General features: G+C 60.1%; 11 protein-coding genes. 2 read left to right on the plus strand and 9 right to left on the minus strand.

Annotated features, from left to right (window positions below; genetic code table 11):
• Window positions 1-10 precede the first annotated feature (10 nt).
• The 7 genes from pepN to B2V90_RS15315 all read right to left on the minus strand — a co-directional run bounded on the left by pepN (window position 11) and on the right by B2V90_RS15315 (window position 8,514).
• On the minus strand, window positions 11-2,605 hold the full coding sequence (pepN, locus tag B2V90_RS15285) for an aminopeptidase N (RefSeq protein ID WP_293922091.1): 2,595 nt from the start codon (window positions 2,603-2,605) through the stop codon (window positions 11-13).
• Between the two features lie 104 nt (window positions 2,606-2,709).
• Window positions 2,710-3,627: a ParB/RepB/Spo0J family partition protein gene (locus B2V90_RS15290; protein ID WP_414711612.1), complete on the minus strand. Its 918-nt coding sequence runs from the start codon at window positions 3,625-3,627 to the stop codon at window positions 2,710-2,712.
• 8 nt (window positions 3,628-3,635) lie between these two features.
• Entirely contained in the window at window positions 3,636-4,418 is a 783-nt protein-coding gene (locus B2V90_RS15295; RefSeq protein ID WP_009823278.1) for a ParA family protein, read from the minus strand.
• Entirely contained in the window at window positions 4,415-5,059 is a 645-nt protein-coding gene (rsmG, locus tag B2V90_RS15300; RefSeq protein WP_228221409.1) for a 16S rRNA (guanine(527)-N(7))-methyltransferase RsmG, read from the minus strand. Before rsmG ends, B2V90_RS15295 begins: the two co-directional genes overlap by 4 nt.
• Window positions 5,056-6,906 carry a tRNA uridine-5-carboxymethylaminomethyl(34) synthesis enzyme MnmG gene (gene mnmG, locus B2V90_RS15305; RefSeq protein ID WP_228221410.1) on the minus strand — a complete coding sequence of 617 codons (1,851 nt, stop codon included), beginning with the start codon at window positions 6,904-6,906 and terminating at the stop codon, window positions 5,056-5,058. The genes rsmG and mnmG overlap by 4 nt, the downstream gene beginning before the upstream one ends.
• Window positions 6,907-6,964: 58 nt before the next feature.
• Window positions 6,965-8,257 (minus strand): tRNA uridine-5-carboxymethylaminomethyl(34) synthesis GTPase MnmE, encoded by a 1,293-nt coding sequence (gene mnmE / locus B2V90_RS15310; RefSeq protein ID WP_228221411.1) that lies wholly within the window; start codon window positions 8,255-8,257, stop codon window positions 6,965-6,967.
• A 2-nt stretch (window positions 8,258-8,259) separates the two neighbouring features.
• Window positions 8,260-8,514, minus strand: coding sequence for a DUF6489 family protein (locus B2V90_RS15315; protein ID WP_009823282.1), 255 nt, complete (start codon window positions 8,512-8,514; stop codon window positions 8,260-8,262).
• A gap of 150 nt (window positions 8,515-8,664) precedes the next feature.
• Here B2V90_RS15315 and B2V90_RS15320 point away from each other — a divergent pair, with 150 nt between their 5' ends.
• Both B2V90_RS15320 and B2V90_RS15325 read left to right on the plus strand, forming a co-directional pair.
• Window positions 8,665-9,363, plus strand: a complete 699-nt coding sequence (locus tag B2V90_RS15320; RefSeq protein ID WP_228221412.1) for a dienelactone hydrolase family protein — start codon at window positions 8,665-8,667, stop codon at window positions 9,361-9,363.
• A gap of 14 nt (window positions 9,364-9,377) precedes the next feature.
• Entirely contained in the window at window positions 9,378-10,328 is a 951-nt protein-coding gene (locus tag B2V90_RS15325) for a quinone oxidoreductase family protein (RefSeq protein WP_228221532.1), read from the plus strand.
• A 33-nt stretch (window positions 10,329-10,361) separates the two neighbouring features.
• Here B2V90_RS15325 and B2V90_RS15330 read toward each other — a convergent pair whose 3' ends face one another.
• Together B2V90_RS15330 and B2V90_RS15335 are read right to left on the minus strand one after the other, a co-directional pair.
• On the minus strand, window positions 10,362-11,249 hold the full coding sequence (locus B2V90_RS15330) for a class I SAM-dependent methyltransferase (RefSeq protein WP_293922098.1): 888 nt from the start codon (window positions 11,247-11,249) through the stop codon (window positions 10,362-10,364).
• A gap of 142 nt (window positions 11,250-11,391) precedes the next feature.
• On the minus strand, window positions 11,392-12,111 hold the full coding sequence (locus B2V90_RS15335; protein WP_037543696.1) for a YjbE family putative metal transport protein: 720 nt from the start codon (window positions 12,109-12,111) through the stop codon (window positions 11,392-11,394).
• Window positions 12,112-12,357: the final 246 nt, after the last annotated feature.

Genomic DNA, 12,357 nt, shown 5'->3' on the forward strand with positions numbered 1-12,357 from the left:
GCCAAGTTTCTCAATTCAGGCTCTTGCGGACCTGTTCCATCACGTCTTTCGACAAGCCCGGCCGAGACAGAATGCGTTGAAGCTGCGCTTGCATCAGGGCGGCACGCTGCGCATCGAACCTTTTCCAGCGGCCAAGCGGAGGCACCAAGCGCGCTGCTGTCTGCGGGTTGATGGCATCCAGGGCGAGGATGCAGTCGGCGACGAGCCGATATCCCTTGCCCGAGCGATGATGAAACGCCCACTGATTGCCCGAAAAAGCGCCATAAAGCGCGCGAACCCGGTTCGGGTTGTTGAGGGTGAAATCCTTATGTCGGCCCAGTTCCTCCACAAGGTCCACCGTATCAGGGTGCAAAGCGAAGGCCTGGGTCTGGAACCATTTGTCCAGCGTCAGCGCATCGGCGCAATAACGGTTATAGAAAATATCGAGGGCAGCGATGCGTTCGGGACTTTCCCCGTTCGCCAATATGCCCAGTGCGGCCTGACGTTCGGTCATGTTGTCGGCGCTGTCGAACTGCTCAAAGGCCGTTAATGGGCCGTCCGCCGCGCCCGATGCCACCAGATAATGTAACGCCGCGTTGCGTAATTTTCTCGCGCCTTTGGCCGCTGGAGACAAGGAAAAGCTGTTCGCGCGCAGCCGGGCATGCATATCACGCCATAGCGGCTGCAATTCCGCGCCGATACGATGTTGAAGCGCGTTCCGGGCGTTGTGTATCGCATCAGGATCGACGATAGGCATCTGGTCACCCAGATAGGCTTCGCTGGGCAAACGGACCGCCTCCGCCACGAATGCGGAGTCCAAAGCCGGGTCGATCAGCGTCTGGCGGACCGCATCGACCACCGTCGTCTCGTCCACCGGCTGGCCGCCGATCTGGCCCACCAGCACGTTGACCATCAATTGCTGCATCGCTTCATAGCGGGCGAACGGATCATCGTCATGCGCTGACAGAAAGGCGAGGTCGGCTTGGCTGCGGTTGGTATTCACGATCACCGGCGCGGAAAAGCCGCGATTGATCGACAGCACGGGCGCGGTGGCGACATTCTGGAACGTGAAGCGCTGCTCCGACCGGGTCAGCATCAGAGTCTCGTCGCCATGATTGGCCCGGCTTTCCCGGTCGAACAGGGCAACGCGGATCGGGATCGCCATCGGCCGTTTTTCTGGCTGACCTGGGGTCGGCGGGATGATTTGGCTCAGAACCAGATCGACGCGACCGGTAGCGGCGTCATGCGACAGAAGAGCGCGCACGCGGGGGGTGCCTGCCTGTTCATACCAAAGCCGGAACTGAGTGAGGTCGATGTTGCCGCCATCCTCCATGGCGCGGACGAAATCCTCACAGGTTGCGGCCTGCCCGTCATGCCGGTCGAAATACAGGTCCGTGCCGGCACGAAAGCGTTCAGGTCCAAGCATCAACGCCATCATCCGGATCAGCTCGGCGCCCTTGTTATAGATGGTCGCAGTGTAGAAGTTACTGATTTCCATGTAAGATTCAGGCCGCACTGGGTGCGCGAGCGGGCCTGAATCCTCCGGGAACTGGCCCGCGCGCAGGATGCGGACATCCTCGATCCGCTTGACCGCATGGCTGCCCATATCCGCCGAAAAATTCTGGTCGCGAAAGACGGTAAAGCCTTCCTTTAATGACAACTGAAACCAGTCACGGCACGTGACGCGATTTCCCGACCAATTGTGGAAATATTCATGGGCGACCACGCCCTCTACGCCGTCATAGTCGATGTCGGTCGCGGTATCCGGATCGGCCAGAATATAACGCGAATTGAAGATGTTGAGGCCCTTATTCTCCATCGCGCCAAAATTAAAGTCAGCCACAGCGACGATATTGAACACGTTGAGATCATATTCACGGCCGTATACACGCTCATCCCAGGCCATGCTGTTTTTGAGAGCCTCCATGGCATGGGTGGTGCGGGGAAGGTCGGCGTCCTTTACCCATATCCCAAGCTGTACGTCGCGGCCGCTCATGGTGACAAACCGGTCCCGGTTGCAGGACAGGTCGCCCGCCACAAGGGCGAACAAGTAGCAGGGCTTGGGATAGGGATCGTTCCAGATCGCCCAGTGGCGGCCATCTTCGCCGTCACCCTGCTCTACTGGATCGCCATTAGCGAGCAGGATTGGAAAACATGCCTTATCCGCCGCCATGCGCACGCTGTAGCGCGACAATATATCGGGCCGATCGGGAAAGAAGGTTATGCGGCGGAACCCCTCCGCCTCGCATTGGGTGCATAGCAGCCCGCCGCTGGCATACAGCCCCATCAGCTTGCTATTTCGTTCAGGGGCGAGCTCGACGAGCGTTTCCACCTCATGCGCGTCGCCCAGCAAGGGCAGAATGAGCGCGCCGGCTTCCAGATGCCATTCCGCCTGTGTCAGGGACCGACCATCGACCTTGACTTCCAAGGGCACCAGTCCGTCGCCATCGAGACGCAGCGGTCGGTCATGACCGCCGTTGCGCGTTACGGCGAGTTTCGCACGAACGGTCGTGAGCGCCGGATCAAGATCAAAATCAAGCGTAACGTCGGGCACCAGCCAGTCCGGCACACGATAATCCGAGCGACGAATGACGGCAGGCGAGGCGGCGGCAGCGTGTATATCCATGCTGCCAACCTAGGGCGGCAACCGGAAAAAGCCAGTCACTTCGAAAAGTGAGCGGCCGGCGTCCTCCTCTTTTCAGGCGCTCCAAATGCTTGAGAGGAGCGACGTCAGATGCGTTCGCCCGAGAGCCGCTGGCACAGCATATCGAGCTGGTCCAGGTTCGAGTAGCGCATCGACAAGGTGCCCCCGGTGGCTGCACCGCTATGGGCGATCTCCACTTTCAGGCCTAATATGTCCGCCAGATGTTGCTCCAGCGCCGCAATGTCGGGGTCCTTATCCTTGGGATCGGACCGCATCGAGCGTGCCGCAGGCGCATCATTGCCGGTTTTGGCGCGGCGAACCAGCTGTTCGGTATCGCGGACCGACAGGCCCTTCTCCTCGATCTGGCCAGCAAGCCGTTCACAATCGGGCGCGCCGATCAGCGCCCGGGCATGGCCCATGCTGATCTTGCTGTGCATAACCTGCTGCTGCACCGACTGCGGCAGGTCGAGCAAGCGCATCAGGTTGGCGACATGGCTGCGGGATTTGCCGACGATACGACCGAGCGCCTCTTGGCTATGGTTGAACTCGGCGATCAGCTTTCGATAAGCTTCCGCTTCCTCGATAGGGTTCAGGTCTTCACGCTGAATATTTTCTATCAACGCGATCTCAAGCGTTTCCTGCTCGTCGAAGTCGCGGACGATCGCAGGAATACGGTGGAGTTGCGCCCGTTGCGACGCGCGCCAGCGACGTTCGCCAGCGATGATTTGAAAACCCCCGCCATGCGGGCGCACGATGATGGGCTGGATTACGCCGCGTTTGGCGATGCTGTCGGCCAGTTCCTGCAAGGCGCCATCGTCAAAATGGCGGCGCGGCTGTTCGGGATGCGGATGGATGAGCGCGACTTCGATGCTCTGCACCGCCTTGCCATTGACCTGGGGCGCAGAGGGAGAAACCGGTTCTTCGCGAGCAACGTCGCCCAATAGAGCAGACAGGCCACGACCCAATCCTTGGGGGCGCTTTGCCGACTTGGGCTTTTCGGTCATATCCTCGCTCAAGCCGCAACCTCCTCTGGGGGCAGGCGCGCGATCAGCTCCCGCGCCAGACGCATATAAGCTTCCGACCCCGAGCAACGGAAGTCGTAGATAAGCGCCGGAACGCCATGGCTCGGCGCTTCAGACAGTCGGACGTTACGAGGGATGACGGTTGAAAAGACCAAATCGCCCAAACAGGCCCGGACGTCATCCGCGACCTGATCGGTCAATCGATTGCGGCGATCATACATGGTGAGTGCTACGCCCATGATCGACAAGCCAGGGTTGAAACGTCCCCGGATGCGTTCAACGGTTTGCAGCAATTGCGACAAACCTTCGAGCGCGAAAAATTCGCATTGCAATGGCACGAGCAGCGACTGCGCCGCCACCATGGCGTTAATGGTCAGCAATCCCAATGACGGCGGACAGTCGATCAGGCATATATCCCAACGCCCCGGCTGCGCTTCCGACAATACCCGCTCGAGCCGGTGTGTCCGCTCCTCATATTCGATCAGTTCGATTTCAGCGCCGGACAAATCCTGGGTCGCGGGCACCAGATCCAGCTTCGGCACGCGCGTCGTCACGATACTGTCGTCCAACGCGCAATTGCCCACCAGCAAGTCATAGCTGGAGCGCTCGCGCGCTGCCTGATCGACCCCCAGGCCGGTCGATGCATTGCCCTGCGGGTCAAGATCCACCAGCAAAACGCGAAGTCCGGTGGCGGCAAGACCGGTAGCTAGATTGATCGCCGTGGTCGTCTTCCCAACCCCACCCTTCTGGTTGGCGATAGCGATGCGGATCATGAACGACCTTTCTTCTTGCCGGCGGGCGCGACATTCCGGGCAACGATGATGGCGCTGTCCGCGTCCGTTACACTCGGTTCCACGTGGAACACACCTTGCCACGATGGGCGCACGGCCTCCAGTTCATTTTTCGCGGTTCGTCCCTTTGGCAACACCCAAAGGCTGTTCCTGTGGGAAAGATGCAGCGCCGAATGCAGCAATTTGTCCAGTGGGGCATAAGCGCGCGCGCTGATGACGGCTGCATGCATTGCCGGCGCGGACTCGACGCGACCGCCGAACACGTCCGCATGTTGCAGGCCAAGCTCTGCGATCACAGCATTCAGAAAATCCACGCGCTTGCGGCGGGCTTCGATCATCAGGACTGGCTGCTTACCGAGGCATGAAATCACGATGCCGGGCAATCCCGCCCCCGCACCCAGATCAACCCACGTACCTGTAGCAGCGCCTTCGACCAAAAGCAGCAACTGGGCAGAATCGACGATATGCCTTGCCCAGATATGGGCACGCGTCGATTCCGCAATAAGGTTCTGTTCGTCCATGGCGGACAGCAGGATTGCAACGAAGCGTTCAAGCTGGTCCCATGTTCCACGTGAAACATCAAAATGAGAACGGAGCCACGCCCTGGCTTCTTCTTCGGTCACGCGGCCATCCGGCGGGTATGAACCAGGATGGCAGCCAAGGCCGCAGGGGTGATACCGCGGATACGGCCAGCAGCCGCTAACGTATCCGGACGAGCGGCCTCCAGACGTTCGATCATCTCGCTGGACAATCCACCTACTGATCGAAAGTCAAAGTCCGCGGCAATGATCACTCGTTCGTCCCGCCGCAATGCTGCGACTTCCGCCTCCTGGCGAAGGAGATACGGCGCATAATGGGCATCTTCGAGCAATTCGTTTCGCACATCGTCCGGCGCATCTTGCAGGCTGGGCGCGAGCGTCATGAGCAAGCGCCGCGGGACCTCAGGGAATCGGGCCCATTCGGTCAGCGTGCGGCGCGCGCCATCCTGCCTTACGGCCGCGCCGGCCTTCGCCATTTCAGATGCCGTCATCGACCGGGCCAACGCAGTTTCAACCCGCGAGCGCCAATCCGACCGAAGCTGCAGACGTCGCGCACGATCCGGTCCAATCAGGCCATGGGCAAGACCCAGGGAGCCAAGGCGGGTCTCCGCATTGTCGGCGCGCAGGCGGAGGCGATATTCCGCGCGCGCCGTCAGCATGCGATAGGGTTCCGTAACACCCTGCAGCACCAGGTCGTCGATCATAACGCCGATATAGGAGCTGGCCCGATCCAAGACCATCGGCGATTGTCCTAGCGCATGAGCGGCAGCATTGGCACCGGCGACCAGCCCTTGCGCCGCCGCCTCCTCATAGCCCGTTGTGCCGTTGATCTGACCCGCGCAAAAAAGACCCGATACCGCCCGCAGCTCCAAAGCGCTTGTGAGCGCGCGCGGGTCGACATGATCATATTCCACGGCATAGCCCGCTACGACGATTTCTGCGCGTTCAAGACCGACCATTGATCGGATCATGTCCCGCTGGATGTCAGCCGGCAGAGAGGTGGAAATACCGTTGGGATAGACCAACGGGCTGTCGAGCCCCTCCGGTTCGAGGAATATTTGATGCCCGTCACGATCGCCGAAGCGAAGAACCTTGTCCTCAATGGAGGGACAGTAGCGCGGTCCCCGCCCCTCAATCGCGCCACTGAACAAAGGCGAGCGCCCTAGCCCATCTCGGATGATTCGATGCGTTCGATCATTTGTCCGCGTGATGGCACAGGCCAATTGCGGCAATATGCGGGTTGGCGTCACGGGCGACATCGTCCACCCGCCGTCATCCGATGGCTGCGTTTCCAAACGAGCCCAGTCGATCGTCCGGCCATCGAGCCGCGGTGGCGTACCAGTCTTCAACCGCGCGATCGGCAGATCCAACCTCCGCAATTGCGTTCCGAGACTGGTAGCCGCCCTTTCCCCGACGCGCCCGCCAACGTCCTGAGTGTCGCCGCAGAAAAGTTTGCCGCCCAGGAAAGTGCCAGTCGCCAGCACGATTGCAAATGAGTTCAGCATCCTTCCATCGGCTAGCCGGACGCCAGTGACCTGCCCGGCGTCCAGCAGCAGTTCCTGCGCCTCACCCTCAATGATCGTCAGACCATCCAGATCGTCGATCAGCCTGTGAATGGCGGCCCGATAGCGAACACGGTCAGCTTGAACGCGCGGTCCCTGCACCGCAGCACCCTTGCTGCTGTTGAGCATGCGATAATGGATAGCGGCGGCATCTGCCGCGCGGGCCATGAGGCCGTCCAACGCATCGACTTCGCGCACGAGATGGCCTTTGCCCAGACCGCCAATGGCAGGGTTGCAGGACATGGCTCCGACAGTTGATCGGTCAAATGTCAGCAACGCTACAGCAGCGCCCTTGCGTGCAGCAGCAGCGGCCGCCTCACAGCCGGCATGGCCACCACCGACCACGATCACATCATAGGGTTTATGCATGCGTCGCCCTTATCAGAGTCGGGGCTATTTGGTCAAAAGCGTTCCACGTGGAACATTATTATTTCCCGATGCAGAAACCCGAAAAAAGGCGGTCGAGCATATCCTCCGTGCTCGCTTGACCAGTCAGCGTGTCCAAGACCGCGCGTCCAAGCCGACATTCTTCCGCGATTATGAGCAGGTCATGATGCGCGCGCGCCACGCGGAGGTGGTCGGCCAACCGGACCACCAGATCGCGTTGTCTGCGGTGGAGGGCATAGTCCCCCTCACCTGGCAGAAGAGTGGCGGCACGCGCTGCGAGCGCCGCCAATAATGCCCCCATATTTTCGCCGGTCAGGGCCGATACCGGCAAGCCGGGCCGAGCATTATTCTGTCGGTCGCTCTGGGCAGCTATAAGAATAGCATCGGGTCGAGGCATCGCATCCGCCGCCCCTAGCCAAAGAATGATATCCGCCGCCTCAAGCGCAGCCCGTGCCCGGTCGATACCGATAGCCTCAATATCGTCACCGACATCGTCTCGGAGCCCGGCGGTGTCGGTGAAGAGATAGGCGACACCATCAATCGCGGCCGGCACCTCAATCCGGTCGCGTGTCGTTCCGGCAATGGCCGACACGATGGCGGCATCCCGGCCGACCAAAGCATTGAGTAGGGTCGATTTGCCTGCATTGGGCGGCCCCGCCAGCACAACGCGAATACCATCCCGCAATCGTTCCGCTGACGGCGCGGAAAGGACGTTTCGAACATCGCCTTCCAACAGCGATAATCGCTCCGCAATATCGTCTTCGATGCTCGCGTCGGGGACGTCATCTTCGTCCGAGAAGTCCAGAGCCGCTTCCGCCATGGCGGACAGTGCGAGCAAACGGGCACGCCAATCGTCAATCCGTCGTGAGAAATGCCCTTCCGCCATGGACAAGGCCGCCCTGCGCTGACTTTGCGTTTCCGCCGCAAGCAGGTCCGACAATCCCTCCACCGCGTTCAAATCCATACGCCCATGGTCGAATGCCCGGCGCGTGAATTCCCCGGGCTGAGCGCGCCGCAGTCCGGGAATGGCGCTCAGTACGGCTTCGACTGCGTCGATGACCGCTCGACCGCCGTGACAGTGAAACTCCGCCATGTCTTCGCCAGTGACGGTATGAGGTCCCGGCAGCCAAAGAAGGAGGGATCGGTCGAGCGGCATTCCGCCCGTCGGATCGCGCAGCAAGGCCAGGCTCGCCTGTCGGGGGGCGGGCATTCGATGCGCCAGCATCTCCATCGCCGTCCCGGCTAGCGCGCCGCTCACCCGAATGACGGCAATCCCTGCCGGCGGCGGGCCGCTGGAAAGAGCGAAGATCGTATCCCTCGACGGTCCGCGCACGGCTACTTTGTGTCGTCCTTGCCGCCGCCCATACCGGCCAGCCCGACATTCATCATCTGCTGGAACATCCGCATGCTGGCGTCGCCCAATGGCGAAAAGCTTTTGAGCAACGTTTCCATTTGCTCGACACTGCCAATGCCATCAAAACTATCCAGCATCGTGCGGATATATTTGTCGTGTATCGGGCTCACATCCGGCAATCCGAGAAAGGCGCGGGCCTCCGCCGGGGTGCAGTCCACGTCAACGGTAACCTTCATGTCCCTGCCCTTTCCGGCTGATATGCATGCACATCATCTGTCATGCGATAGTTAGACGCGCAAATGCTAATTTTTAGGGCGAATCGATGGTTGTGCCGCCCGATGGCAGGGCCAATATGCGTGCGGGACTCGTTGCGAAAGGATCAAGAAATGGGTGCATTCATTCCTGTCGACACGTTCGACAGCGACGCGCAATTTGACGCCTATGTCGCCAAGCCCGAGGGCGAGGCCAAGGCGGCAATCATCGTTATCCAGGAGATATTTGGTGTCAATGAAGGCATCCAGCGCAAATGCGATGGCTGGGCAAAAGCAGGCTATGTCGCCTACGCGCCCGACCTGTTCTGGCGCATCGATCCGCATATCGAACTTGATCCGGATGTCCCCGACGAGATGGACCAGGCGTTGGCGTTGATGCCGAAGTTCAATCAGGACCAGGGTATTCGCGACCTTGAAGCCACGATCAAAGCGGCGCGGGTCGCGGCCGGCGGCGGCAAGGTAGGGCTGGTAGGCTATTGCCTGGGAGGTCGTCTGGCGTTCATGGCCGCATGTCGGACCGACGGCGACGCCTTTGTCGGCTACTATGGCGTCGGCATCGATGGATTGCTGGGCGAACAGCACGCGGTCGGCAAACCGACCATGCTTCATATCCCGACAGCAGATCATTTCGTCACGCCCGATGTGCAGAAAGCGATGCATGAAGGGCTGAAGGACAATGTTCATGTGACGTTGCATGATTATGAGGGTCTGGATCATGGCTTTGCCACTGAAATGGGCCAGCGTCGGAATGATGCCGCAGCCGTTCTGGCCGATGGCCGCACCGCCGATTTTTTTGCGGAGCATCTGTCTTGACGCAGGCCTATCGCATGATCGTCCGGCAGCATGGCGGGCCGGATGTGATCGAGCGGGAGGACATGGACACTCCCGTTCTGGCCCATGGCCAGGTGCTCGTGGCGACCGAGGCCATTGGTCTCAATTATATCGACACCTATTTTCGCACTGGCCTTTATCCTGGCGATCTTCCCCTCACATTGGGCCATGAGGGTGCGGGGCGGGTAGCGGCGGTCGGTCCAGGGGTCACCGCCTTTTCCGTCGGCGATCGGGTGGCGAGCGGCACGGGCAAGGGCAGCTACACCACCCATTGGGTCGTGTCGCAGGACCAGCTGGTCGCCCTGCCCGACTCTATTGACAGCACGGATGCGGCTGCGATGATGCTGAAGGGCATGACCGCCTGCTACTTGGCCGAAGACGTGCTCCCACTGAAAGCCGGGCAGGTGGCATTGGTTCATGCCGCCGCGGGTGGTGTGGGATCGGTGCTCGTTCCCTGGCTGCGGGACAAGGGCGTCATCGTCATCGCCCACAGCGGCTCGGCGCAGAAAGCTGCGAAGGTCGATGCGGACCATAGTCTGCATGATCCCATGGAGACGCTCGCCGATCATATATGTGCGATCACCGACGGACATGGTGTCGATGTCGTTTATGATGGCGTGGGCAAGGCGAGCTGGAACGCATCGATCGCCAGCCTCAAACGTCGCGGCATGATGGTCAGCTATGGCAATGCCTCAGGTGCTGTCCCGCCTGTCAATCTGCTCGATTTAAGCCGCGGTGGATCACTGTACGTAACGCGACCGACGCTGTTCGACTATGTGGCTACGCCCGAAGCGCTGACGCATACGGCCCAAAGACTGTTTGACCGCATGGCCCAAGGCATCATCAAGGCCGAAATAGGCCAACATTTTGCCCTGACCGACGCCGCGCAGGCACATCGTATGCTCGAAGCAAGGCAGACAGTTGGCTCTACCGTGCTTGCCCCGTAAGTCGCGCGAATAACGGCGTGTAGCGGTAGCCGCTTAAGAGGTCAGCCGTTCAAACAGCTTCCTGGCGCGTGACGACAGCGAGGGCGCGTTGACCACGGGGTCACGCCTGACCAATGCCGTCATGGGCACGTCCTCCGCATCGTTGATCGCCGGAAGCTTCGTACAGACGATAAGATCTTGCAAACCATCTCCGATGCCACCACCCATCCAGCACCCATATTTGACTTTGGTCACAGCCATGCCGGCACGCCATATCATGGCGCGGATAAGACTGGCATCGAAGGCGATGAATGCAAGTGGATCTTCAGGGTTGGCGATGAATACATCGCCGGCGTTCGCCATGCGCTGGCGATCGAGCGGGAACATGGACTGTCCCGCCATAACCATATGGCGCGAATAAGCATTGAGCTCGAAACATGTTAGCAAGAAGCGGCCGCCCGGTTTCATCATTGCGGAAATAAAGACCAGTAGGGTTTCAAAATCATCCTGCGTGACGTGGGTGAATACGGAAAATGCGTATCCATCCGTAAAGTGATCGCAATATTTCTTGGCTAGGGCCGCATGGCTTTCCCTGTCCCGCTTATCTATAAACCGATCATAATGATCATTGGCCCCCTCAATCAATTCAAACCGAACGTTTGGCAACTGCGGAGTAATATGCTGCTCGCAAAAGTCTATGACGGGCGGCATGATGTCCATGCCCACAACTTGACTGGGGCGAATGCCAGACTTGTACAAAGACACCAGACCCCGCCCGATCCCGCAACCAAAATCGAGGACGCGGGATTCGCTATTCAAAGTAACCAAACTTCGAAACAAGGCGACGCAGGCGTCTCCAACCTGTTCGGGGTCCGATCCGCCAACCCAGTCATTCATGGAAGTGGCACGCATCGCGTCAAAGATTTTCGAGAATTCTGCCACTAATCCGTCCTCAGCCAGCCGATCCGCTCGGCATAAGCCGATACGGTCGCGGTAGCCGAGCCACGACAAGGGGATCAAGGAGCAGGCGAAAAAAAGATGCACATCCCTTGGGGTATGCGTCGCTCTGGCGGGGCCGATATGATCAAAACAGGGTCAGCAGGCCCACTTGCTGATCGACAAACCCCTCATAGATCATCTTCAACGCCACATAGATGATGACGGCGAGGCCCAGATAGGCGATCCAGCGAAAACGCTCGATATAATGGGCGATGACATTGGCCGCGATGCCCATCAGGGCGACCGACAGGACCAAGCCGATCATGAGGATCCCGGGATGGTCGCGCGCCGCGCCGGCCACGGCCAGGACGTTGTCGAGGCTCATCGACACGTCGGCCACGGCAACGGCCCAGGCGGCTGCCGCAAAGCTCTTGGCGGGGCGCAGCCCGGACACGTCGTCATCAGTGGGATCGTCCGGCGTATCGGCCCCGCGCGCAGGATGCAGCTCGCGCCACATCTTCCAGCTGACCCAGAGCAGCAACAGACCGCCGGCCAGAATGAGGCCGACAATCTGCATCAGCTGGCTGACCACCAACGCAAAGGCGATGCGCAGCACCAGAGCGGCCAGGATGCCGATCAGGATCACCTTCTTACGCTGGGCGGCGGGAAGACCAGCCGCCAGCGCGCCGACGACAATCGCATTGTCGCCCGCCAGTAGCACGTCGATCATCAACACCTGGACAAAGGCCGACAGCGCGGATGGCGAGGTTATATTGCTGAAATCATGGATGATATGCTGCCAGATTTCGGCAGGTGAGCCGACCCCTTGAGCAGCCGAAGCGGCGGTGGCGAATAGGTCGATCATAGCGGCCCTTGCGTCCCTGTCGTCGATAGGAAGAACGCCGAACCATCGCATGATCCGGCGCTCCGATACAATATGGGGCGCCCGAAGCGCCCCATGTCCGTGAAGAATGAACCCCCCGCGGGTTTACTGGTTCATCGTCGCGAAGAAATCCTCGTTGGTCTTGCTGTCCTTCATCTTGTCGAGCAGGAACTCCATCGCGTCGATCGTCCCCATCTGCATGAGGATGCGGCGCAGCACCCACATCTT

It is taken from the genome of Sphingobium sp. UBA5915 (assembly GCF_002431195.1).
Taxonomy (GTDB): Bacteria; Pseudomonadota; Alphaproteobacteria; order Sphingomonadales; family Sphingomonadaceae; genus Sphingobium; species Sphingobium soli.

Coding starts and splice junctions, on each gene's coding strand:
- pepN (WP_293922091.1), bottom strand. CDS start 2,605: ATGGATATACACGCTGCCGCCGCCTCGCCTGCCGTCATTCGTCGCTCG.
- mnmG (WP_228221410.1), bottom strand. CDS start 6,906: ATGCATAAACCCTATGATGTGATCGTGGTCGGTGGTGGCCATGCCGGC.
- B2V90_RS15325 (WP_228221532.1), top strand. CDS start 9,378: ATGATCGTCCGGCAGCATGGCGGGCCGGATGTGATCGAGCGGGAGGAC.
- B2V90_RS15290 (WP_414711612.1), bottom strand. CDS start 3,627: ATGACCGAAAAGCCCAAGTCGGCAAAGCGCCCCCAAGGATTGGGTCGT.
- B2V90_RS15315 (WP_009823282.1), bottom strand. CDS start 8,514: ATGAAGGTTACCGTTGACGTGGACTGCACCCCGGCGGAGGCCCGCGCC.
- B2V90_RS15295 (WP_009823278.1), bottom strand. CDS start 4,418: ATGATCCGCATCGCTATCGCCAACCAGAAGGGTGGGGTTGGGAAGACG.
- B2V90_RS15320 (WP_228221412.1), top strand. CDS start 8,665: ATGGGTGCATTCATTCCTGTCGACACGTTCGACAGCGACGCGCAATTT.
- B2V90_RS15335 (WP_037543696.1), bottom strand. CDS start 12,111: ATGATCGACCTATTCGCCACCGCCGCTTCGGCTGCTCAAGGGGTCGGC.